The sequence below is a fragment of the Methylobacterium sp. C33D genome (assembly GCF_053345825.1).
This window is the reverse complement of sequence record NZ_JBKFAV010000014.1, coordinates 59,557-81,508: the sequence shown is the minus strand read 5'-3', so window position 1 is coordinate 81,508 and position 21,952 is coordinate 59,557. Positions and strand designations below refer to the sequence as shown.

The window sequence follows — 21,952 nt, the reverse complement described above, 5'->3', positions numbered from 1 at the left end:
ATCAGCCGGCGCGCCGCCGGAACTGGTCCCGCGCGGCGAGGCCGATGAAGCGCCACGACTTGATGAAGTAGCGCCGGAACAGCCGGCGCGGCGCCTGCAGGAACCGGTAGATCCACTCCAGGCCGAGGCGCTGCATCAGCCCTGGGGCGCGCGGCAGGAACCCGGCCGCGACGTTGAGAGCGTCGCCGACGCAGAAGACCACCGGCTCGCCGAGCGTCTGGCCGTGGCGATCCACCCAGATCTCGGATTTGGGCGCGCCGACGCCCATCACCAGGAGCGTCGTCCCGTGGGCGCGGATCCGCTCCGCCAGGGCGCGGCTGTAGGCCACGTCGTGCTCGAAGCCGAAGGGCGGCACGGCGCTCGCCACGGCGCCGGGCGGAAGGCCCGCTGCCTGCAGCCGGGTCGCCAGCGCGTCCGCCGCGTCCTGGCGCGCGGAGACGAAGAAGACCCGCTTCGCGAAGGCCGGCGGATCGGCCAGGACGCAGCCCAGGAGATCGTGGCCGGTGATCCGGTGCACGGGCTTGGCGCACGCCTTCCGGGCCAGCCAGACCAGCGGCATCCCGTCGAGCGTCCTGGCGGCGGCGCGGGCGTAGGCCTCGCGGAACGGCGCGTTCTCGCTGAGCTGGACGATGTGATCGACGTTCGCGGTCACGATCATGCGCGGGCGGCCGTCTCGCCGTGCCGCGATGTCGGCCACGAGGGCCGCGGCGGGACCGGTGTGGAACCGGTAGCCGAAGAGTTCGACGGTCGCGCCGGTCTGCGGCGACCCGGCCGCCGCGGAGGCCGGTGCGCTCACCGTGTGTGCCTCCCCGAGGACCGGATCCATAGCGCTCAGGTAGAGGCTGATCTCGCCGATGTCACGCATCGGCGGCCCGGAAGCTCGCGGCGGGCCGGGTGGCGGCGCGCAGGTTGCGGCGGCGATCGCTGTCGGCGCCCAGCATCAGGGCGATGCCGCCGCCGAGCAGCAGGCCGAGGACGAGCGCCACCGGCAGGACGATCTTGGGCGAGGGCGGGAAGGTCCGCTGGCGCGCCGGCACCGCGGCCGAGATGATCCGGACGTTGGTGGTGTTCAGCCGCTCCTGCTCGCTCGCCTCGCGGGCCCGCTTCAGGTAGGCCTCGTAGATGCCGCGGCGGGCGTCGAGGGTCCGCTCCAGCTCGCGCAGGCCGACATAGGCCCGGTCGCTGGACGCGGTCTCGTTCTTCACCCGGTCGAGATTGGCCCGGATCGCCGCCTCGCTGGCGGCGGCGCGGTCGTAATCCTTCTGAGTCGTCTCGATGATCCGCTCCTTCTCGCGCTGGATCAGGCGCTGCAGGTCGCGCTGCTGCGCGTACTGCTCGGCCATGGCCGGGTGGCGCTCGCCGAGGCGGGTGGCGAGCTCCGCGGTGTTGCGGGACAGGGTGGCGTATTGCTGCCGCAGGGCCTGCATCTCCAGGCTCTGCAGCATCTCCGGCAGGGCGGTGCTGGGATCCGACGAGCGCATGCGGCGCGCCTGCTCCAGGCGCGACTTGGCCTCGGCGGTCTTGATCGAGGCGGTGACGAGCTGCTGGTTCAGGTCGCCGAGCTGCTGGTCGGTGAGCAGGCGGCCGCTGGCGGCCACGAGCTTGTGATCCTCGCGGTAGCGCACCACGGCGCTCTCGGCCTGCTCGACGTCGCGCTTGAGGCTGTTGAGCCGGCCCGCCAGGGCGTCGGAAGCGCGCCGCGCGGTCTCGGTCCGGGCCGCGGCCTCCTCGGCGAAGTAGGCGTCCCCGACGGCGTTGGCGATGCGGGCGGCCTTCTCGGGATCGCGGGACTGCACCGAGACGTCGATCACGAAGGTCCGCTCGGCACGCCGGACGGTGAGCCGGTTCTGAAGCGTGTCGAGGGCGGTGATGACCGGGTCGCGGCTCGCCGGCGGGGGCAGCATGCCCAGCGCGCCCTTGATCCAGGTCAGGGTCGGATTGTTGCCGTCCGGCAGGACGAACTCGTCGTCCTGGTCGAGGTGGAGCTTGGCGATCACCCGGCGCAGGACGCTGTCCGACTGGATCACCCGCACTTGGCTCTCGGCGATCGACACGCCGCTGTCGGCCTGGGGCTGGCGCGCGTTCACGTCGTTCTCGACGACGCGCAGGTCGCTCGGATCCACTAGGACCTGGATGCTCGACGTGTAGCGCGGCGGGATCAGGCCGAGGAGCGCCACGGCCACCGCGACCATGAACAGGCCGCCGAGCACGATGAAGCCGCTGCCGCGCCACAGGCGGCGCAGGATCACCCGGCCGTCCGTCGGCGGCGCGACCTGCGGCAGCACCATCCGCACGGGCTGTTCGCCGCTCATCCGCGTCGAGAAGTCGAACATACGCCTCGCTCCCTGACCTGCCTCGGCGGAGACCGCCGCCCGTCACCAGCCTCGCCGCCGTTCCCGTTCTGACCCGCTTCGTGCCGATCTGGAACAGGCGCTCGCCCGAGGCGCTACCGTCTTCGGGAGACCAGCAATCAACATACCGGGCCAGTAGTGTCGCCCCGATGCGGCACTTGCTCCAGGAAGCCGCCAGATATCGGTTACCGATGCAGTCCTAACTGTCACGACAATCGGCCGTGAAAAGTTCCCTATTTGTTGGGGACTACGCAGGCCGTGTCAGCGATCGCCCTCGTGTGCGACAATTGACTCCAGCGCTTCGTAGGCTGCGGGGTCGCCGGCCAGGAAGCGCTGGAAGCGCGCGCCGTCCTCGGCCGCGGCCGCGTTCCAACGCGCGACGTTGGCCCGGCTCATCCCGGCGGCGCGGGCCAGGGCCCCGTCGCGGATCCAGCCGGCGAGCGCGCCCGCGGCCGCGTCGGGCTGCTCCGGCCGGATCAGCAGGGCGGACGCGTCCAGCACCTCGCGGAACACCGGATCGTCGGGCGCCACCACCGGCAGGCCACCGTGCTGCACCTCCAGCAGCGGCAGGCCGAGTCCTTCGGCCTTGGAGGTGGAGACCAGCAGATGGCAAGAGCCGGCGAGGGCGCGCAGTTCGGCGTCGGCGAGGTAGCCGTAGCGGTGCAGGAACGGTGGCGGTATCTCCAGGAAGGCGTGCTGCCCCCAGCCGACCCGGCCGACGAGGTGGAGCTCCGCCGGGATGCCGGCGCGGATCAGCGCCGCCGTCAGCGCGAGGGTCGCCGGGTAGTTCTTGCGCGGCTCGATGGTGCCGATGGCCAGGATCCGCAGCGGCCGGCCGGGCGCGTAAGCCGCCGGTCCCGGCAGGTCGTCCAGGCCGAAGGCGTCGCGGACGGGGGGGCGCAGCAGGGCGACGCGGGCGCGCTTGGCGCAGAGCGCGCGCACGTCCGCCCCGGTGGTGCGGCTATTGACGAACAGGTTCGGGCACCAGCGCAGGGCCAGGGCGAAGCTCGGGCTCATGTAGATCCGGCTGCGCAGGCTGAGATCTTCCGTCCGGGTGAGCAGGAACGTGTCGTGGACGTAGAGGAGGCAGCGCGAGGCCGCGACGGCGCAGAGCGGCCCGGGCGGGAAGCCCGGGAACAGGAACAGGGCGTCCCGATCGGTCAGCGCCCGCACCGGCAGGCCGAGCTGCTGCGCGGCGACCATGCCGGGCAGGGAGCCCGCCCTCACCGGCCGCACCGTGTGCGGGGCGAGGCGGTCCGGCGCGAATAGGTCGAGGGTGACCCGCTCGATCCCCGTGACGTGGGCGCGCAGATGGGTCTGATCGAGGTAGATCCGCCGCCGCGCCGGCACCGACCCCGCGCCGCCCGGCCTGTCGCCGCGGGCCGTCACGGCTGGCTCCGGCGCAGGGTGCCGGCGAGGTAGAGACAGCGTCGCACGAGGAGCGGCATTCGCCGCCCGAAGACTATCTGCTTGGCCCGCCGCAGCCGGCGTACGAGCGGGCGCGAGACCGCCGGGGCGGTGCCGGTGGCGCCCGCCCGCAGGACCGCCGCGAACGGGAAGTGCCCGAGCATCTCGGGGGCGTAGCGCGGGCCCGTCGCGGCGCCCGGCAGCCCCCGGCGCCGGAAGACCGCGTCCAGCGACAGCGCCGAGGCGGCCGGGCTGTAGCGGCTCTCCAGCGCGATGCGCGCGAAGGCGCCGAGCCGTGTGCGGGCCTCGCGGTCGCCGACCAGCGCGGCCAGCGCCTCCGCGAGGGCGGCGGGCCGTACCGGCACGAGGCGGCCCGACACGCCGTCGATCACCGCCGAAGTCAGGCCGGAGGTGCGGTAGGCGAGCGTCGGCACCCCGCACAGACCGGCCTCGATGGGCGTCTGCCCGAGAGTCTCGTGGCGGCTGGCGGTGACGTGGAGGTCGCAGGCCCCGTACCACGCGGACAGGACCGCCTCGTCGGCGATGAGGCCGGGCGCGAACAGGTTCGCGACGCCGAGCCGGGCCGGGTCGTCGAGCCGGCCGATCGCCACCACGCCGACGCCGGGTCCCGCCACGGCCTGGAGCGCGGCCCGGAGATCGGCGAAGCCCTTGTCGGGCCCGTCGACGATGACCGAGGAGACGAGGATCAGGACGTCGTCGGGCGGCAGGCCGAGCGTGCCGCGCAGCGCCACGCGATCGCCGGGCCGGAACACGGCGGTCGGGAAGGCCAGCCGGACGGGCTCGATCACGCTGCCGGGTGGGGCGAGTTCGCGGGCCCGCGCCAGCGTCCAGTCGGAATTGGCCAGCAGCCAGGGTGCGGAGAACCGCGTCGCGGAGCGGGGTGCGGCGCCGGCGAGCACCGCGCGCTTGCGGCCGTGCATCCCGGCGATCCGGCCGGGCGCCAGCTCCGGGTACTCGTCCGGGCCGGGGCAGGCGGCGTCGCAGCCGGACGCGGCGCGCCCGCAGTCGCGCGGGTGGGCGCATCGGCCGGTCAGGGGGAAGAGGTCGTGCAGCACGAGGCCGACCGGACCTCGCCGCGCCAAGCGGCCGACGACGTCGAGGCTGCGGGTGGCGCCGTGCAGGTTGCCGGCGAGGACGAGATCGGGGGCGGCCGCCGCGATCGCGGCCTCCGCCCGCGGGAAGTCGTCGGTCCACTCGGCGGCCTCGGGCCGGCCGCTCAGCGTCACATCGGTGACCCGGTGGCCCGCGAGCGTCAGCGCCTCGGCGAGGCGGCGCTGGGCCACGCCGGCACCCCCGCGGGTTCCGGTTCCGGTGAGCGACACGATCGACAGGCCGTCGCCGGGCGGGGGCAGCGGCGCGGAGAGCCTGTGGAGCAGCACCGGGCGGCCGATCAGGCTCCGCCGATTGGCGGGGATCGCCGACCAGGCGGTGGCGGCGTCGAGCACGCCGTCCGCGTCGAGGCGCGCGCGGGTCGCGAGGACGTCCCGCCGCCACAGGATCCCGCCTCCCGCGGGCGGGATCGCCGGCGTGCCGCCGGCGGTTCCGGGACCGTCGAGGCCGCGGACGGCGACGTCGAACAGGACCCGGAGCCCCGCCACCGCGTCGGCGCCGGTCAGGGTGGCCTCCAGCGCCAGGGCAGTCAGAGCGCCCGGCGCGAGCAGGTCGCCGGCGCGGAGCCAGAGCAGGTGATGCGGACCGGGATCCGCCAGGATCCGCGCCGCGGACGCGCGGCCGGCCGTCGGGTCGAGCACGTCGTGCCGCAGCTCGGGGTAGCCCTGGCGCAGGACCGACGCGACGGTCTCGGCGAGCGCCGCATCCGCGCCGGCCACCGTGACGACGCGGATCCGGGGCCAGGGGCGCCCGTCGGGGAGCGACGCGGGACGGGCCGGCGCGTGGGCTCCGCGCCCGAACGGCCAGTCGGCGACGCCGTGGGCGGGCGGTGACATGTCTGCGGCGTCGGTCACGGCGGCTCTGGCGGCGGCTCGGGTCTCGTGCGGGGCGGCAGAGTGGACGGGAAGGTTGAAGATTGCCTCTCGGAGCGGGCGGCGCCTCAGGCCGCCGCTCCGGCCTCCACCCGGATCCGCGCCGGGCCGGCCTCGATCCGGCCGATCCGGGCGGCCGCCGGGTAGCCGGCCGCCCGGATGCGGTCCAGGATCGCGTCGGCCCGGTCGGCCGAGCAGGTCACCAGCAGCCCGCCCGAGGTCTGCGGATCGGTCAGGAGGTGGCGGCGCCAATCGGGGAAGTCGGCCGGCAGGTCCACCGCCTCGCCGAACGCCGCCCAGTTGCGGTGCGAGGCGCCGGTGACGGCGCCGGCGCGCGCCAGCGCCTCCGCCTTGGGCAGCAGGGGGAGGGCGTCGGCCTTGAGGGCGAGGGTGAGGCCGGCGCCGCGGGCGATCTCCAGGCCGTGGCCCAGGATGCCGAAGCCGGTCACATCGGTGAGGGCGTGCACGGCGGGCTCGGCGGCGAGGTCGGTCCCGATCCGGTTGAGCAGCGTCGTGGTCGCGATGAAGTCGCGGTAGCCGGCCTCGTCGAGAATCGCCCGCTTGATCGCCGCCGAGTAGACCCCGACCCCGAGGGCCTTGGTGAGCAGGACGGCGTCGCCGGCCACCGCGTCGGCGTTGCGCCGCACCGCCTCGCGGCGGCAGGTCCCGATCACCGCGAGACCGTAGATCGGCTCGGGCGCGTCGATCGAGTGGCCGCCCGCCACCGGGATGCCGGCCGCGGCGCATTGCTCCGCGCCGCCGCGCAGGATCCGCGCGACCACCTCGGGGTCGATCTTGCCGAGCGGCATCCCGAGGATCGCCAGCGCGAAGAGCGGCCGGCCGCCCATGGCGTAGACGTCCGAGATGGCGTTCGTCGCGGCGATCCGGCCGAAATCGACCGGGTCGTCCACCATCGGGGTGAAGAAGTCCGTAGTGGCGATGAGGCAGGTTCCGTCCTCCAGCTCCCACACCGCCGCGTCGTCCGCGGTCTCGTTGCCGACAAGGAGCCGCTCGAACGGGCCCGCTGCCGGCTGCTGGGCGAGGAGCTGGCGCAGGGTGGCCGGGTCGAGCTTGCAGCCGCAGCCGCCGCCGTGGGCGAGACTGGTCAGGCGGGGGGCATCGCTCATGGCCGAACTCCGTTCCGGCTAACTTGGGGGCTTCGCGGGGTCTTCGCCGGGTCTTCGCCGGGTCTTCGCGGAGTCAGTAGCGCGTCGTCACCGCGTTGAGCCAGTCCGGCGAGGCCGCGACGGCCGCGGCCTCGACCCGCTTGTCGAGGCCCGTCAGCACCAGCAGCCCGAGCACGACCATCACGGCGCCGAGCGCGGCCTTCGCGGCCCGGCCGGCCGCGGCGAGACCGCCGCGCCAGCGCAGCAGCGCCTCGCGGGAGACGAAGCCGAGGAGCATCAGCGGGGCCGCGGCGCCGATCCCGAAGGCCAGCATCGTCAGGGCGACGCCCCCGAGATGCTCGCCCCGCGCCGCCATCAGCGAGGCCGCGCCCAGGGTCGGTCCCACGCAGGGACTCCAGGCCGCGCCGAGTAGCAGCCCCACGGCGAACTGGCCCGATAATCCCCCGGAGCCGACGCCGCCGAAGCGGTCCTCCGCCCAGGCGCCGACCGGGCCGGCCGCCGTCGCGACCCGGGCCTGGAGCCGCGGCAGCATCAGCACCGTGCCCAGGAGCACCAGCAGCACCGCGCCGGCACGCCGGAACACGTCGCCGTCGAGCCCGACGGTGAAGCCGATCGTCGCGACGAACAGCCCGATGGCCGTGAAGGCGACCGCGAGGCCGGCGGCCAGCGCCGCCGGACCGAGGCGGTGCTCGGCCGCCGCCGTGCCGAGTACGATGGGGATCAGCGGCAGCACGCAGGGCGAGAGCACCGAGAGCAGGCCGGCCAGGAACGCGAACCCCACCGTTCCCAGCATGTCCCGTGCCCTCCCGCTGGCGCTCTGCCGGAGGAGGCTTCGACCCTGGCGCGCGGGCCGTCAACGCGCCAGGCGGACGCGGGCCCGCGGGAACAAGGCCGCCGCGCGCCGAATTCGGCGGCAGGTCCGGTCCTCCCGGGCGAGGCGGAGCAGAGCGGTGACCACCTTCTTCACGGGCGACACGCATTTCGGCGACCCGCGGGCGCTGCGCTTCGACCACAGGCCCTATCCCGATCTCGAGGCCCACGATGCCGGCCTGATCGCGGCCTGGAACGCGACGGTGACGCCGGGCGACACGGTCTGGCACCTCGGCGACTTCGCCCTCGGTCCGAGCGGCGACCGGATCCGCGCGATCCTCGACGGGCTGAACGGCGAGAAGCACCTGATCGCCGGCAACAATGACGGGCCGGACACGCTCACGGCGCCCGGCTGGGCATCGGTCCGGCACTACGCGGAACTCGATGTCGAGGGGCGGATGGTGGTGCTCTGCCACTACGCGTTCCGCACCTGGAACGGCATGAGCCGGGGGGCGCTCAACCTCCACGGGCACAGCCACGGCAAGCTCAAGCCGATGCCGAAGCAGTACGATGTCGGCGTCGATCCGATGGGTGCGGCCCCCGTGCCACTCTCCGCCATCCTGACCTCGCGCCTGCGCCGGAAGCCGTGATTCGCCGGAACTTTCACGTCAGCTTCACTGTTTCAGCGGACAGAGAGGGAGTGGACCTGAGCCGCTCCGAGAAACCCGGCAGGGCCGCTCGCGGGCCTGCCATCACGAACCGTGTGTGAGTGTTCCCGTGAGTGCCAAGTCGGTCACTCTGACCCGCTGCCTCGCCAGCCTCCTGGCAGGCCTCGCCCTGACTTCCGCCGCGTCGGCCCTGCCGTCCTGCATCGAAGCCCAGCGCAAGGTCGACGAGGCGAACGCCCTGCGCTTCCAGGCGCGTCAGGAAGCCCGCCTGGGTAACCATGACCGCGTCTGCGACACGCTCGACGAGGTGGGCGACCGCTACGACGATGCCCGCGACGCGTTCGAGCGATGCGGCGAGGGCGTCGTGGCGATCGACCTCCGCAGTGAGCTGCGGGGTTTGCGGATCGCCAAGAAAATCAACCGCTGCGACTGACCGGGTGCGCGACCGCACCTCGGACGTCCCGTTCCTGAAGCATCACCCCGTTACGCGCGACGCTTGTCGCCGAGAAGGTTCTGCGCCGATGACCCCCGCCACGCTCTCGAACGACATCGAGCCCGCCGTCACCCGCACCGGCCCGTCCTTCGCGGCTGCCCTGTGCGGCTTCGTCAGCACCACCGTCGCCACGACGATGCTGCTCATGCTGATCGGCACGTTCTGATCATGGTGCGACCGACCAGAACCGCTGGCGGTTGAACAGCATTTCCTGGGAGCCGATCTTCGGAGCCGGCTCCGTCCGTCGGCCGCAATCGGGCTCGGGCGGCTTCGTGACAGCGGCCAGGGTCGCCGGTGCCGTGGCCGGGATCAGCCCGAGTCGGGACTGCACTTCGGGCTGCCGCGCCGCGGCGATGGTCAGCACGCAGGCGATCAGCCCGCCGGCAACAGTTCCGAGAACGAAATTCAACATCGGGGTTGGGATCCGGGGGCCGGTTCCTTTCGGCCGCACAGCGTCGTTGATAACCAACCCGGCGGGATCATGGCGGATGCGGCGCTCACGCGCTTTTAACTCCTGATCTGCGACAGCTACGCGCTAGCTTGCCTCCGTGGCAGGCCCGACGACGGGGCTGGACCGCCGATGAACTACGCCGCCAACGCCTACGCCAAGACTTCCCACAGCGCGCTGTCGCCCCGCGAAGCCGAATCCGCCGTGCTGCTGAAGGCGGCACAGAAGCTGATCGGCGCAAGTCAGGGGCTCGCCAGCGGCGATGCCGGGCGCATCAACGAGGCCCTGTCGTTCAATCAGCGGGTCTGGACGCTGCTGACCTCCGAGGCGACGTCCGCGGAAAACCCGCTCCCCGCCGACGTGAAGCAGGGCGTCGGTCGCCTGGGCGTGTTCGTGCTCCAGAGCTGCATCGACACCATGATCGCACCGACGCCTGAGAAGATCGCCACGCTGGTGTCGATCAACAATCACATCGCCGCCGGCCTCCAGGGCAATCCCGGCTGAGGCCGGGCGGCCCGACTAGGGAGCTGCCGCCCGGTCCGGCACCTCGGCGAGCGATGCCGAGCCGGCGGCCTCCCACTCGACGAGTTTGCGGCTCAGCTTGAGTGACCGGTAATACTCGCCGGCCTCGACCGCCTGCGCGATCGCGGCGATCTGCCCGGCGGCGGCCGGCGCCAGGCCGAGCAGGTCCGTGGCCTGCCGGAAGAACAGGTCGATGCTCTGCGTCGGGTCGTCGGCGAGGTAGATGACCGTCAGCGTCAGGTGGAGACGCTTGCAGGCCGTGTCGGCCTCGCTCTCCGTGATGATCTCGCTCTCGCGCAAAAATTTGCACTGCGTCTCGATCAGGAAGGTCGAGCGACGATCGCCGTTGCGCAGCAGCGCGCCGTTGATGATCAGCCGCTCGAACGGCTTGAGTTCCAGGCGCAGGGGCATCGGGCGTTCCTTTCTAGAAGACCCGCCGATCTCATTCGCGAACCGTTAACGTTCCGCGAATTTCGCGCCGCCGCGTCGCCGTTGCGACAGGCGGCCGCCCTGGTAAACTCAGACAAATCAGGTCGACGGGACGCTGCCGAGGAAGTCCGATGACGGTTCAGCCCGACCAGCGCGCGCGGTATCCGAGCCTCGCCGGCAAGCGCGTCCTCGTGACCGGCGGCGCCTCGGGCATCGGCCAGGGGTTGGTCGAGGCCTTCGTCGGGCAGGGCGCCCGGGTGCTGTTCTGCGATATCGCGGACGACGCGGCCCGAGCCGTGGTCGCGCGTCTCGCGCCCGCCGCCGCGCACACGCCGCTCTACCGGCGCTGCGACCTGACCGATGTCGAGGCGGTCGGCGCGCTGGTCGCCGAGGCCGACACGGTCCTGGGCGGGCTCGACGTCCTGATCAACAATGCCGGCAACGACGACCGCCACGCTCTCGCGGAGGTGACGCCCGCCTACTGGGACGATCGGATGGCTGTGAACCTGCGCCACCTGTTCTTCGCGGCGCAGGCGGCAGTCCCGCCCATGCGCCGCGCCGGCGGCGGCGTCATCCTCAATTTCGGATCGATCAGCTGGCATCTCGGCCTGAAGGCGATGCCGCTCTACCAGACCGCTAAGGCGGCGATCGAGGGGATGACCCGAGCCCTCGCCCGCGACCTCGGCCGCGACAACATTCGGGTGGTGTCGATCGTACCGGGCAACGTTCAGACGCCCCGCCAGGAGAGATGGTACTCGCAGGAGGGGGAGGCCGAGATCATCGCCGCGCAGTGCCTCGACGGACGGATCCAGCCGGCCGACGTCGCCGCGCTGGTCCTGTTCCTGGCCTCGGACGACGCGCGCATGTGCACAGGCCACCCTTACGTCATCGACGCGGGCTGGCGGTGAACGCGCGCCAGGCCGGAGACCGGCCGGACCGGCGGCGCCACGAGGCGCTCCGGGCCGGCCCGCTCCCGCGCCTCAGTCGCAGGTCTCCTTCTTCACGGTCTTCGTGTCGCCCATGTCGTTCTCCTTGCGCACCGTCTTGGTGACGCAGCCGTCGCCGTGGTCGTGGACGGTCACGGACTTCGATTCGGTGGCCGGGCGGTCGACGACGACGGCCGGGCGGTCACGCTCGATGACGGTGGTCTGGGCCTGCGCGGCGGCGCCGAGGCTCAACAGGGCGGCGGTCGCGAGCAAGATCGTGCGCATGCGGAAACTCCCATACCGATTTCGGTAGCGAGTAACGGCGATGCCAGCTTGGGCGTTCCGCGAAGTGTCGTGAGGCGGGCCGAACCCGTAACGAACTTGGCTCGGCCCGCGCGCCGTTCGGCTGACGGGCAACCGGAGCGACGGCGCCAATGACCGCGGAAGCCGGCCCGTGGCAACCCCGGCGGACTACGTGCGCGGCACGGCCGGGTCTCAGCCGCCGGTCATCGGCGGGAAGAAGGCGATCTCGCGGGCCCCGGCGATCGGCGCGTCCGGCTTGGCGTGAGCCCGGTCGATCGCGGCGCGGACGACGCCGGGATCCTCGAAGGCGTGGGCGTATTCCTCGCCCCGGCCCCGGAGCCAGCCGACGAGATCCGCGACGGTGGCGACCTCGGGCGGCGGCGCCAGCTCCTCCTCGGAGCGGCCGATCCGCTCGCGGACCCAGGCGAAATAGACGAGTTTCATCGCATCACCGTACCGGAGACAGGGCAGGGGCGGCGCGCGCCGCAGACCGCGCGCCACGCGGGCGGATCCGTCAGCGCGGATCGTCGATGACGTGCTTGATCCCGGCCCGCATGTAGTCCCAGCCGGTCCAGAGCGTGAGCGCGGCGGCGAGCCACAGGAGCGTCAGGCCGATCGGCTCGGTTCCCGGCAGCACCGTCTCGCCCGCCGGGCCGGCGACCAGGAAGCCGAGCGCCACGAGTTGCACGGTGGTCTTCCACTTCGCGATGCGGCTGACCGGCACGCCGACCTTGAGCTCCGCGAGGTACTCGCGCAGCCCGGAGACCAGCACCTCGCGGCACAGGATCACGATGGCCGCCCAGATGTTCGAGCCGACGATGGTGTGGTCCGCCGTCAGCATCAGCAGGCAGGCCGAGACCAGGAGCTTGTCGGCGATCGGATCGAGCATCCGGCCGAGCGCGGAACTCTGGTGGTAGGTCCGGGCGACGTAGCCGTCGAGGTAGTCGGTGATCGCGGCCGCGACGAACACCCCCAGCGCCGTCCACCGCGCCGTGTGGGATTCGGGCCAGAACAGCAGCGCGACCATCACCGGCACGGCAACGAGGCGCCCGTAGGTCAGGCAATTCGCGAGCGTCCAGGCCGGCGACCGTCGTCGGGGAAGGACGGCGTTCATCGCAGGGGTGAAATCAGAGTGGGCCCCGGGCGTCAACGCCCCAGTTTCCGCCTCGGCCATCGCGGCCGGGTTCTCAGGCGCCGGCATGGAAGAAGTCATAGACCGCCCGCGCGGTGGCGGCGTTCACGCCCGGGGTCTTGGCCAGATCCTCGAAGGCGGCGCGCTCGATCGCCTTGACGGTCCCGAAGTGGTGCAGCAGCGCGCGCTTGCGGCTGGGCCCGATGCCGGCGATCTCGTCCAACGGATTCTTCACCATCTCACGCTTCCGCTTGGCCCGATGGCTGCCGATGGCGAAGCGGTGCGCCTCGTCGCGGAGCCGCTGCACGAAGTAGAGCGTCGGGTCGCGCGGCGGAAGCTTGAAGGGCGGCCGCCCGGGCACGAAAAACGTCTCGCGGCCGGCATCCCGGTCGCGGCCCTTGGCGACGCCGACGAGCGGCACGCCCGCGACGCCGACCTCCTCCAGCGCGGCCCGCGCGGCGTCGAGCTGACCCTTGCCGCCGTCGATCAGCACGAGGTCCGGCCAGGCCGGGAATGCCTCGCTCTCCTCCGCCGGGGCGGGCACAGGCTCCGACGCGCCGCCCTCGGCGGCGGCCACGGCCGCCTCGCGCTCTGTGCGCGGCGCCTCCTTCACGAGCCGCTTGAAGCGCCGCTGCAGCACCTCGCGCATCATGCCGTAATCGTCGCCCGGGGTGAGGTCCTCGGACTTGATGTTGAACGTGCGGTAATGCGCCTTCATGAAGCCGGTGGGACCGGCGACGATCATGCCGCCGACCGCGTTCGTGCCCATGATGTGGGAGTTGTCGTAGACCTCGATCCGGCGGGGCGCGCCGTCGAGCCCGAAGGCCTGGCCGAGCGCGGCGAGGAGCTTGCCCTGGGAGGCCGTGTCGGCGAGGCGCCGCGCCAGCGCCTCCTTGGCGTTGCGCTGGGCGTAGTCGACGAGGTTCTTCCGCTCGCCCCGGCTCGGCCGGTGGATCTCGACGCGGTACTCGACCCGGCTCGACAGGGCCGCCGCCACCAGCTCCGCATCCTCGATCGCGTGGCTCGTCAGCACCGTGCGGGGCGCGGGCTTGTCGTCGTAGAACTGGCCGATGAACGAGCCCAGCACCTCGTCGGGCGTCATCGTCCGGTCGGCCTTCGGGAAATAGGCGCGGTTGCCCCAGTTCTGGAAGTTCCGGAAGAAGAACACCTCGATGCAGAACTGGCCGGCCTGCTCGTCGAGGGCGAACACGTCCGCCTCCTCGACGCCCTGGGTGTTGACCCCCTGCACGCCCTGGATCGCCGACAGGGCGGCGATGCGGTCGCGGAACCGGGCGGCCCGCTCGAACTCCATCGCCTCGGACGCGTCCTGCATCTCGGCGCGCATCCGGTCCTTCACGGCGTTCGACTTGCCGGCGAGGAACGCACGGGCGGAATCCGCCATGGCGGCGTAGTCGTCCGCGGCGATCTCACCCGTGCAGGGGCCGGAGCAGCGCTTGATCTGGTAGAGCAGGCAGGGCCGGGTGCGGTTCTCGTAGTAGCTGTCGGTGCAGGTGCGCAGCAGGAAGGCGCGCTGCAGGGCGTTCACCGTCCGGTTCACCGCCCAGACGCTGGCGAAGGGGCCGTAATAGTTGCCTTTCCGGCGCCGGGCGCCCCGGTGCTTGACGATCTGCGGAGCGGGGCCGTCGTCGGTGACCAGGATGTAGGGGAACGACTTGTCGTCCCGCATCAGCACGTTGAAGCGGGGCTTCAGCTGCTTGATCAGGTTGGCCTCGAGGAGGAGCGCCTCGGTCTCGGTCGCCGTGGTGACGAACTCCATCGCCGCCGTCTGCGAGATCATCCGGGCGATGCGGTTCGAGTGCGCCTGGCCCCGCGCGTAGGAGCCGACCCGCGCCTTCAGGTTCTTGGCCTTGCCGACGTAGAGGACGTCGCCGCGATGGTCGAACATCCGGTAGACGCCGGGCGAGGACGGCAGGGTCGACCAGAACCGGCGGATCACCTCGGTGCCGGCCTGGACGGCGCCCGGCTCGAAGTCGAAATCGATCTCCGGGGCCTCCGTGTCGGGGAGGCCGGCCTCAGCCTCGTCGGCGGTCTCGTCCCGCTCGGCGTCGCGGCCGTCGTCGAAGGTGTCGGGGGGCAGGTCTGAGAGGGCTCTGCGGCTCATACCGCAGATTTAGGCGTTCCGGACCGCGAGGGGGACCGGGGCGGCGACAAAAATCGCGCGCCCGGTCCGATCGATCAGTCGAACAGCGAGTCGATGTCGCTCTGGTCGACGTGGCCGATGTCGTGATCGAGCTTGGGACCGTTGAGGAGCGAGCTCTCGTCGTCCAGGGAGGTCGGCACCGGCATCACGGTGATGAGTTCCTTGAAGCTGTCGAGCTCCGACCACGTGGCGATGAGCCGGTCGAGGTGCTCCTCGATGAACTTCATCACGCTGACGATCTTGGTGATGCGCTGGCCGGTCAGATCCTGGAAGTTGCAGGCCTCGTAGGCGGTGATCACGCGCTCGAGGATCACGTCGACGTGCGGCTTCGTGCCCGGCGGCAGCGTCGAGGCGTTGAGCATGCCGGCATGGCTCTCGATCTCCTCGATCGCGCCGAGGAGCTGCGTGGTGGCGCGCTCCGTCGAGTCGACCACCGCGTCGAGTTCGTCGGCCGCCCGGCGCATGCCCTTGCCGGTGTTCTCGGTCCGGTGCAGCGTTGCCAGCTCCGACTTGGTGCGGGTGATCGCCTCCTTCATCACGTCGAGCTCGGTGCGCATCGCCAGCGCCTCGTGCAGCTCGCGGCGGCACGACTCGATGGTCTCGCTCGCGCTCATCTGCGTGACGCGGCGCAAGTCCTGGATGGCGTTGAAGATATCCTCCAGGCGCTCGCTCGAGGCGGTTGCCCCGGGCCCGGGAGGGGGAGCCGCGGGAAGCCCGAGACTGTCTTCGATGCGATAGCGCTTCTGGGTCATCGTCCGGGCGTGAGCGTTCGGGTTCCGTCGCCGCGACTGTCTACCATAACGGTTAGCGGACTGTGACTGCCGCGCTTCTTCCACGGGACTCCGTCCGCCGGGGCGGGGCGGGCCGGGAGGGGTTAACCGCCGATTCACGCTGGCCGCGACCGGCCGGGGAGTGGCCGGTCCGAACCGGCGATTCACCACGTTCGTTCACCTGATTCGGTCAAATTCGACGGGATCGTTCGCGCGACGGGAGCGCGGGCTCCGGGCTCGGGAGCAGGCGACGATGCGGCGTTCAGTCCGTTTGGGAATGGGGGCGGCCGCGGCCGCGTTCGTGCTGTGCGGCCCTGCCCGGGCGCAGCAGGCGCGCTACTCCGAGGGCGGCTACGGCGGCGGGCTGATCGAGTACCTCGTCACCGGCAGCGCCGGCACCGGGAACGCCGGGCGCGGGTGGCCGCAGCGCGCCGCGCCGCAGCAGCGGGTCGCGGCCTATTCCGGCGAGCTGGTGCCGGTCGAGACCGAGCCCACCCAGGGGTATGGGCAGGCGTACGGCCAGTCCTACGCGGCACCCCAGCAGCCCTACGGCGCGCCGCCCGCGGCCGCCTACGGTGCGCCCCAGGCCGATCCGGCCCGGATCGGCCGCGCGGTCTCGCCCGAGTACCAGCGCCAGGAGGTGGCCTTCCCGGGGCGGCAGAAGCCCGGCACGATCGTGATCGACACCGCCGGCAAGCACCTCTACCTCGTGCAGGCCGGGCAGCGCGCCCTGCGCTACGGGATCGGCGTCGGCCGCCCCGGCTTCGCCTGGAGCGGCCTCAAGACGGTCAGCCGCAAGGCGGAGTGGCCGGACTGGACGCCGCCGGCCGAGATGCTCGCCCGCCGTCCCGACCTGCCGCGCCACATGGCCGGGGGCCCGGAGAATCCGCTGGGTGCCCGCGCCCTCTATCTCGGCTCGTCGCTCTACCGGATCCACGGGACCAACGAGCCCAACACGATCGGGCAGTCGGTCTCGTCGGGGTGCATCCGGATGATGAACGACGACGTCATCGATCTCTACGAGCGCGTGCCCGTGGGAACGCGGGTCGAGGTTCTCTGAGCGCCTGACGCCGCCCCGGACACGAGGAAGGCCCGGCCGCGCCTGACGCGACCGGGCCTCCCTTCGGCGTGACGGACGATCAGGTCCAGTCGCTGTCGTCGCCGCCGCCGAGGTCGCCGCCGAAATCACCGCCCGGATCGCTGTAGCCGGCGTCCTGGAAGCCGCCCATGTCGCCGCCGCTGTTGTCGAGGGCCGAGCCGAGATCCTGGTTGCCGCCGCCGTCGCCGTAGTAGTTGTTGACGATGGTCTCGCCGCCACCGCCGCCGAGGCCCGCCGCCGCGGCGCTGCCGAGGCTGGAATGGCCGCCCGCGAAGGCGTTCGAGAGGGCGCTTCCGAGGAGCATGCCGCCCGCCGCGCCGGCCGCCATGGGGAGCGCCGTCGCCATGAAGCCGCCGCCGCGCGCCGGAGCCTGGGGCTGGCCGCCCCACGGCCCGCCCTGCTGCTGCGGGTAGCCGCCCTGCTGCGGGTAACCCTGCTGCGGGTAGCCCTGCGGCGGGCCGCCCTGATTGCCCCAGGGCTGGCCGCCCGGACGCGGCTGCCCGTAGCCGGGCTGGGGCTCCTGCCGCTGCTGGCTGCCGCCGCCGAAGATGCTCGACAGGAAGCCGCCGCCCCCGGAGGACTGCGCCGGGGCCGCCTGGCTGCGGGCCTGCTCCAGCTGCTGGTTCAGGCTCTTGATCGCTTCTTCCTGGACGTAGATCAGCTGCGCCATCGCGTAGGGCGCGTAGGGCTGCGCGCGGAGCTTGTCGGCGATGAAGCGCTCCGCCTCCGCATCGCGGGGCTGGGTCTGCGCCTGCTCCAGCCGCTGGAAGATTCCCGAAATGACGTCGCGTTCTTCGCTGTTCATGGAGTCGTCCTCCTCGAATCTCACCCGCGGGCCCGAACGCGCCGCATGGCAGCTAGGACATGGGTGCGCGGCGACGCTTTGTCAGGGGGATTGCGAAAACTTCATCCGCACGTCCCGAAACGCGAGAAGCCCAGCCTGCGGGCCGGGCTTCCTGCACGCGGACGGAGGCAGCGCGGCCGCGGCCGCGCCGGCCCGATCCTAGAAAGTGCCGAACTTGTAGTTCAGGCCGGCGCGGACGACGGCGAACTCGTCGGAGCGGCGTCCGACGCCGCTGTAGACGACCGGGAAGTTGTTGGCGGCGTTGATGACGAACGCGCCCTGGTTGCGGGTGCCGCGGTCGAGGTTGACGTACAGGCCTTCGACCTTGAGCGTCACGGCCGAGGAGCGGAAGAAGTTCAGGAACGAGTCGGTGGGCAGGGCGTACTCGATGCCGCCGCCGGCTGCCCAGCCGGTGCGGAAGCTGTCGTTGCCGGCGAAGCCGCCGAAGGAGCGGTCGGCGCTGCCCGAGCCGTAGGCGAAGCCGCCGGTGCCGTACACGAGGGTGCGGTCGAAGGCGTAGCCGAGGCGGCCGCGGACGGTGCCGAAGAAGTCGAGGCTGGAGAGGCCGCGCGGGTCGGTGAGGTAGTAGCCGGGGGCGACGGCGCCGGAGACGAAGGCGTTGTTCCGGTTACGGCCGAAGTCGAGGTACTGGGCGTCGGCCTCGAAGCCGATCACGACGCCGGAGCCCGGGGTGAACTGGTAGTTGTAGCCGATCTGTCCACCGCCGGAGAAGCCGTCCTGGCTGCGGTTGCGGAAGGAGGCGACGGTGCCGGGGGCGGCGTACGGGAAGGGGACGGCGAAGGTGTTGCCGGTGTTGCGGTCGCTGGCGTCGAAGGCGTAGCCGGCGTTGATACCGAAGTAGGCGCCGGTCCAGGTGAAGACCGGAACGGGGGTGAACACCGGCGGCGGGGCGGCGCGGCGCGGCAGGTCGGCGGCGAAGGCCGATCCCGCGAAGGCAACGCCCGCGAGGGCCGTGGTCACACGGAGCATGGAGTTCATGATCTGGTCCTCACTGGTGGTCCGCGCCGCCCCACGCGGGGACGGTTGCGGAGCCGGATCTGGCTGCGTTCCAGCGGTTCCAGGGTTGCTTTGCGCTCCGCGGTGTCGCCGACCGCTCTCGCGGCCCCTTGTGACGACCCGCCGTTTTCCCCGGCACCTTGACCCCTAAACGCGGGCGAATGGCCAAGGTTCATTTACGGCTACGCTTTTTTCCAGGCCTCCGACTGACAGAGTGTCGCATCCCCTGTCCGCGGGGAACCGTGCCGTCACGGAACGAGCGCGATCGCCGAGATCAGGCGGCCGTAATCCGCCTCGCCGCGATGGGTGGTACGCCGGTAGCTGTAGAACCGCTCCGGATCGGCGTAGGTGCAGAGATGGAGCGCGGCGGCCTCGCCGATCTCGGCCTCGCCCAGTCGGGCCAGGATGAAGCCCGGTAGGTCGAACTGCGCGTGGTCGGGCCGCGTGCCGGGGCCGAGGAAGCGCTCCATGCCGGGGGCCTCGCTCCGGAACCGCGCGACGAAGTCCGGACCGACCTCGTAGGAGGCCTGCCCGATCGTCGGCCCCAGGACGGCGACGATCCGGCTCCGCCGCGCGCCGAGCCCCTCCATCGCCGCCACGGTCGCGCCGATCACGCCGGTGAGCGCGCCCTTCCAGCCCGCGTGGGCGGCACCGACGACGCCGTTCTCGGGATCCGCGAACAGGATCGGCCCGCAATCCGCGGTGGCGATGCCGAGCGCCAGGCCCGGCACCCGCGTCACCATGGCGTCGGCTCTCGGCCGCTCCGCCGCGTAAGGCGCCTCGACGGCGATCACCTCGGCCGAATGGACCTGATACAGGCTCACGAGCCGGTCGGGCGGCAGGCCGAGCTGCGCGCACATCCGCGCGCGGTTCTCGGCGACGCGCTCCGGCGCGTCCTGGGAGCCGAGACCGCCGTTGAGCGACGCGTAGAGGCCCTCCGAGACCCCGCCGACGCGCGTGAAGAAGGCGTGGCGCACGCCCGCATGGGCGGAGAGTTCCGGCGCCTCGATGAACATCCCTGCGGTCACGGTCGGCCTCGCGCTTGCCCCTGTCGCGCCCCGATAGCGCATGGGCGGACCCTTGACGATGTCGTTCAAGCGTCAGATTCTTGCTGCATTGCAGTATGGAGCCGATCCGGCTCCGCCTTGAGAAGGATCGCAATGTCACGAGGGATCGAGACCGACGCCCTGCCCGAGACGCCCGAGGCCGAAGAGCCGCGGATCCCGAGCGCGCCTGCCCACCCGGTAACGGGAGAGCCCGCCGCCTTCGACCCGACCGACCCCAACCCGCCCGCGCCACCGACCCCGCGGCCCGCCAGCCAGACCGATTCCGGCTTCGGCTCCTTCGGCTGAGCGATCCCGGCCCCGCCCGGGGTCGAGGATCGTCCCGGCGGCTCAGGGCGCCGGAAATCCCGGGAGCGGCCCGAGGGACGGGCCGCTCACCGCCAGCACCTTGAACAGGCGGCCCATCCCGCCCCGGCCCGGATCGGTCAGGCGGGTGACGGCCGCGTCGATCGCGGCGGCCTGCGCCGGACTGGCCCGGGCCCGAAGTCGGTCGGCGCGTGCGCCGAGACCGAGGGCGGTCAGGAAGTCGCTCTGATCGACCGGTCCGTGGATCGCGGCGCCGTCGGCCCGCGCGGCCTGGGCGAGGGCGGCGAAATCGACGTGATGCGTCAGGTCCGCCGCGCCGGGCTCCGCCAGCGGATCGGCGAAGCGATGCCCCGCCAGCGCCTGGAGCGTGTCGCCGAAGCCCGGGCGGACATGACCGTAATCGATGGCCAGCAGGGCGCCGCCCCCGGAAACGAGGCGCCGGGACAGCGCGCGGATCAGCGCGAGGCCGGCCGCCGGCACACTCATCAGCGCGCCGTCCGGGCCGTCCGCCGCGAGGCCCGGGACCGGCTCCGGCGACAGGCCGAAGGCGAGGCCGCCCGCCGGAGCGAGGCCGATCTGCCGCTCGTGCCACCCCGACGGCCGGCGCTCGAACTGGCGCACCGGCAGGCAGTCGAAGAACTCGTTGGCCAGGATGATTGCCGGTCCCTCGGGCAGTGTCTCGACGCTGTCGTGCCACGCGGCGCCCGTCCCGGAGAGGGCGCGCGCCTGCGCGGCCCGCAGCACCGGGCTCGTCTCGACGAGGTGCGGTGCCACGCGCACCCCGGGGAGCGCCGCCCGCAGAGCCCGCAGCGCGTCCGCCATCAGCGTGCCGCGGCCGGGCCCCAGCTCCACCAGGAGGAGGGGATCCGGCCCACCCATCAGGCCGCGGACGTAGGCTGTCCAGGCGCCGAGCAGCTCGCCGAACATCTGGCTGATCTCGGGCGCGGTGGTGAAGTCGCCCTGGGCGCCGAGGGGATCGCGGGTGCGGTAGTAGCCGTGGACCGGGTGGCCGAGGCAGAGGGCCATGTAGCGGTCGACGCCGATCGGCCCGTTCTGGCGGATCAGCGCCGCGATCTCGGTTCCGAGGGGGGTCACGCCTCGACGGCCGCCTTGCGGGCCGCCTCGGCGGCCGAGGCCTCCACCGGATGGCGGGGCCGCGTCCGGCCGGTCGCGGCCAGCACGATGTAGGTCAGGCCGACGACCATCATCGGCACGCACAGCAGCATGCCCATGGTGACGCCGCCGCCCATCGGACCGAGATGGTCGCCGAACAGGAAGCCGAGCTGGCGATCCGGCTCGCGGAAGAACTCGCAGAATGTCCGGGCCAGCGCGTAGCCGAGGACGAAGATGCCGCCGAGGAGCCCGGGCTTGCGGAACCCGAACCGGCGGACGCTGAGCGCCATGACGATGAACAGCAGCAGGCCCTCGGTGGCGGCCTCGTAGAGCTGGCTCGGGTGGCGCGGCAGCGGCCCGCCGCTCGGGAACACGATCGCGTAGGGGAAGTCGGGCGCGACACGGCCCCAGAGCTCGCCGTTCACGAAATTGGCGATCCGGCCGAAGAACAGGCCGATCGGCACCACCACGGCACCGATATCGAGGAGCGTGTAGGCGTTGAGCCCCTTGCCGCGGGCGAACAGCACGAAGGCCAGGATCGCCCCGATGAAGCCGCCGTGGAACGACATGCCGCCGTTGCGGATCGCCAGGATCTCCCACGGATCGGCGATGTACATCGGGAGATTGTAGAACAGCACGTAGCCGATCCGGCCGCCCAGCACGACGCCGAGCGCGACCCAGACGACGAGGTCGTCGATGTCGACCACCTGCGGACGCTTCACGACGCCCCAGAGGCTGTCGGCCATGACGAGGCGGCGCGCGTAGTACCAGCCGCCGATCAGGCCGGCGATGTAGGCGAGCGCGTACCATTTGATCGTGATCGGCCCGATCGCGATCGCCACCGGATCGATGGCCGGGAAGGGCAGGGCGAGGAGCGGCATCTTTCTCACCTCCGGGGCGGCCGGATTGGACGCCGGAGGGGCGACGCGTCAAGCCCGGGGTCCCGCTCGCGCGGCGGA

Annotated in this window: 25 protein-coding genes; 7 read left to right on the top strand and 18 right to left on the bottom strand. The window is 72.2% G+C overall.

Annotation, left to right across the window (positions count from 1 at the left end):
* Window position 1: 1 nt before the first annotated feature.
* The 6 genes from ACLBXO_RS13250 to ACLBXO_RS13225 all read right to left on the bottom strand — a co-directional run bounded on the left by ACLBXO_RS13250 (window position 2) and on the right by ACLBXO_RS13225 (window position 7,681).
* On the bottom strand, window positions 2-865 hold the full coding sequence (locus ACLBXO_RS13250; protein WP_447685642.1) for a WecB/TagA/CpsF family glycosyltransferase: 864 nt from the start codon (window positions 863-865) through the stop codon (window positions 2-4).
* Window positions 858-2,333: a GumC family protein gene (locus ACLBXO_RS13245; RefSeq protein WP_331312861.1), complete on the bottom strand. Its 1,476-nt coding sequence runs from the start codon at window positions 2,331-2,333 to the stop codon at window positions 858-860. Before ACLBXO_RS13245 ends, ACLBXO_RS13250 begins: the two co-directional genes overlap by 8 nt.
* A 279-nt stretch (window positions 2,334-2,612) precedes the next feature.
* Window positions 2,613-3,740, bottom strand: a complete 1,128-nt coding sequence (locus tag ACLBXO_RS13240) for a glycosyltransferase (RefSeq protein WP_447685641.1) — start codon at window positions 3,738-3,740, stop codon at window positions 2,613-2,615.
* On the bottom strand, window positions 3,737-5,743 hold the full coding sequence (locus tag ACLBXO_RS13235) for a glycosyltransferase (RefSeq protein ID WP_447685640.1): 2,007 nt from the start codon (window positions 5,741-5,743) through the stop codon (window positions 3,737-3,739). Before ACLBXO_RS13235 ends, ACLBXO_RS13240 begins: the two co-directional genes overlap by 4 nt.
* A gap of 86 nt (window positions 5,744-5,829) precedes the next feature.
* Window positions 5,830-6,888: a selenide, water dikinase SelD gene (gene selD, locus ACLBXO_RS13230; RefSeq protein WP_447685639.1), complete on the bottom strand. Its 1,059-nt coding sequence runs from the start codon at window positions 6,886-6,888 to the stop codon at window positions 5,830-5,832.
* A gap of 73 nt (window positions 6,889-6,961) precedes the next feature.
* Complete coding sequence (locus ACLBXO_RS13225; RefSeq protein ID WP_447685638.1) at window positions 6,962-7,681, bottom strand: cytochrome c biogenesis CcdA family protein; 720 nt, start codon at window positions 7,679-7,681, stop codon at window positions 6,962-6,964.
* 157 nt (window positions 7,682-7,838) lie between these two features.
* Between ACLBXO_RS13225 and ACLBXO_RS13220 the strand changes: the two genes are divergently transcribed.
* The 3 genes from ACLBXO_RS13220 to ACLBXO_RS13210 all read left to right on the top strand — a co-directional run bounded on the left by ACLBXO_RS13220 (window position 7,839) and on the right by ACLBXO_RS13210 (window position 9,025).
* Window positions 7,839-8,348 (top strand): metallophosphoesterase, encoded by a 510-nt coding sequence (locus ACLBXO_RS13220; RefSeq protein ID WP_331312856.1) that lies wholly within the window; start codon window positions 7,839-7,841, stop codon window positions 8,346-8,348.
* Window positions 8,349-8,475: 127 nt separating this feature from the next.
* Window positions 8,476-8,799 (top strand): hypothetical protein, encoded by a 324-nt coding sequence (locus ACLBXO_RS13215; protein WP_012322287.1) that lies wholly within the window; start codon window positions 8,476-8,478, stop codon window positions 8,797-8,799.
* An 88-nt stretch (window positions 8,800-8,887) separates the two neighbouring features.
* Window positions 8,888-9,025, top strand: coding sequence for a hypothetical protein (locus ACLBXO_RS13210; protein WP_273561625.1), 138 nt, complete (start codon window positions 8,888-8,890; stop codon window positions 9,023-9,025).
* On the opposite strand, the gene ACLBXO_RS13205 is transcribed toward ACLBXO_RS13210, so the two are convergent.
* Window positions 9,026-9,271, bottom strand: a complete 246-nt coding sequence (locus ACLBXO_RS13205) for a hypothetical protein (protein WP_331312855.1) — start codon at window positions 9,269-9,271, stop codon at window positions 9,026-9,028.
* A gap of 168 nt (window positions 9,272-9,439) precedes the next feature.
* On the opposite strand from ACLBXO_RS13205, the gene flaF reads away from it, so the two are divergent.
* Window positions 9,440-9,811 carry a flagellar biosynthesis regulator FlaF gene (gene flaF / locus ACLBXO_RS13200; RefSeq protein ID WP_020090652.1) on the top strand — a complete coding sequence of 124 codons (372 nt, stop codon included), beginning with the start codon at window positions 9,440-9,442 and terminating at the stop codon, window positions 9,809-9,811.
* 15 nt (window positions 9,812-9,826) lie between these two features.
* Here flaF and ACLBXO_RS13195 read toward each other — a convergent pair whose 3' ends face one another.
* Complete coding sequence (locus tag ACLBXO_RS13195; RefSeq protein ID WP_331312854.1) at window positions 9,827-10,240, bottom strand: flagellar biosynthesis repressor FlbT; 414 nt, start codon at window positions 10,238-10,240, stop codon at window positions 9,827-9,829.
* Between the two features lie 149 nt (window positions 10,241-10,389).
* On the opposite strand from ACLBXO_RS13195, the gene ACLBXO_RS13190 reads away from it, so the two are divergent.
* A complete protein-coding gene (locus ACLBXO_RS13190; protein WP_331312853.1) occupies window positions 10,390-11,166 on the top strand; it encodes an SDR family NAD(P)-dependent oxidoreductase in 777 nt (258 codons plus the stop codon).
* Window positions 11,167-11,238: 72 nt separating this feature from the next.
* On the opposite strand, the gene ACLBXO_RS13185 is transcribed toward ACLBXO_RS13190, so the two are convergent.
* The 5 genes from ACLBXO_RS13185 to ACLBXO_RS13165 form a co-directional block, all read right to left on the bottom strand.
* Complete coding sequence (locus tag ACLBXO_RS13185; protein WP_331312852.1) at window positions 11,239-11,469, bottom strand: hypothetical protein; 231 nt, start codon at window positions 11,467-11,469, stop codon at window positions 11,239-11,241.
* Window positions 11,470-11,679: 210 nt separating this feature from the next.
* The gene (gene moaD, locus ACLBXO_RS13180) at window positions 11,680-11,931 is read right to left on the bottom strand and encodes a molybdopterin converting factor subunit 1 (protein WP_331312851.1); all 252 of its coding nucleotides are present in this window, start codon (window positions 11,929-11,931) and stop codon (window positions 11,680-11,682) included.
* Between the two features lie 70 nt (window positions 11,932-12,001).
* Entirely contained in the window at window positions 12,002-12,601 is a 600-nt protein-coding gene (gene pgsA / locus ACLBXO_RS13175; protein ID WP_331294069.1) for a CDP-diacylglycerol--glycerol-3-phosphate 3-phosphatidyltransferase, read from the bottom strand.
* Between the two features lie 73 nt (window positions 12,602-12,674).
* Window positions 12,675-14,741, bottom strand: a complete 2,067-nt coding sequence (gene uvrC, locus ACLBXO_RS13170; protein WP_447685637.1) for an excinuclease ABC subunit UvrC — start codon at window positions 14,739-14,741, stop codon at window positions 12,675-12,677.
* A 74-nt stretch (window positions 14,742-14,815) separates the two neighbouring features.
* Window positions 14,816-15,532 (bottom strand): protein phosphatase CheZ, encoded by a 717-nt coding sequence (locus tag ACLBXO_RS13165; RefSeq protein WP_331312849.1) that lies wholly within the window; start codon window positions 15,530-15,532, stop codon window positions 14,816-14,818.
* A 271-nt stretch (window positions 15,533-15,803) separates the two neighbouring features.
* Between ACLBXO_RS13165 and ACLBXO_RS13160 the strand changes: the two genes are divergently transcribed.
* Window positions 15,804-16,610, top strand: a complete 807-nt coding sequence (locus ACLBXO_RS13160) for a L,D-transpeptidase (RefSeq protein ID WP_331312848.1) — start codon at window positions 15,804-15,806, stop codon at window positions 16,608-16,610.
* 79 nt (window positions 16,611-16,689) lie between these two features.
* Here the strand turns inward: ACLBXO_RS13160 and ACLBXO_RS13155 are convergent, their stop codons facing one another.
* The 3 genes from ACLBXO_RS13155 to pgeF all read right to left on the bottom strand — a co-directional run bounded on the left by ACLBXO_RS13155 (window position 16,690) and on the right by pgeF (window position 19,526).
* On the bottom strand, window positions 16,690-17,454 hold the full coding sequence (locus ACLBXO_RS13155; protein WP_331312847.1) for a DUF2076 domain-containing protein: 765 nt from the start codon (window positions 17,452-17,454) through the stop codon (window positions 16,690-16,692).
* Between the two features lie 198 nt (window positions 17,455-17,652).
* Window positions 17,653-18,492 carry an outer membrane protein gene (locus ACLBXO_RS13150; RefSeq protein ID WP_447685636.1) on the bottom strand — a complete coding sequence of 280 codons (840 nt, stop codon included), beginning with the start codon at window positions 18,490-18,492 and terminating at the stop codon, window positions 17,653-17,655.
* A 266-nt stretch (window positions 18,493-18,758) separates the two neighbouring features.
* The gene (gene pgeF, locus ACLBXO_RS13145) at window positions 18,759-19,526 is read right to left on the bottom strand and encodes a peptidoglycan editing factor PgeF (protein ID WP_331312987.1); all 768 of its coding nucleotides are present in this window, start codon (window positions 19,524-19,526) and stop codon (window positions 18,759-18,761) included.
* 144 nt (window positions 19,527-19,670) lie between these two features.
* Here pgeF and ACLBXO_RS13140 point away from each other — a divergent pair, with 144 nt between their 5' ends.
* The gene (locus tag ACLBXO_RS13140; RefSeq protein ID WP_273561633.1) at window positions 19,671-19,862 is read left to right on the top strand and encodes a fibronectin-attachment protein (FAP); all 192 of its coding nucleotides are present in this window, start codon (window positions 19,671-19,673) and stop codon (window positions 19,860-19,862) included.
* 42 nt (window positions 19,863-19,904) lie between these two features.
* Here ACLBXO_RS13140 and ACLBXO_RS13135 read toward each other — a convergent pair whose 3' ends face one another.
* Together ACLBXO_RS13135 and lgt are read right to left on the bottom strand one after the other, a co-directional pair.
* Entirely contained in the window at window positions 19,905-20,975 is a 1,071-nt protein-coding gene (locus ACLBXO_RS13135) for a class I SAM-dependent methyltransferase (protein WP_447685635.1), read from the bottom strand.
* Entirely contained in the window at window positions 20,972-21,874 is a 903-nt protein-coding gene (gene lgt, locus ACLBXO_RS13130) for a prolipoprotein diacylglyceryl transferase (RefSeq protein ID WP_331312843.1), read from the bottom strand. Before lgt ends, ACLBXO_RS13135 begins: the two co-directional genes overlap by 4 nt.
* Window positions 21,875-21,952 lie beyond the last annotated feature (78 nt).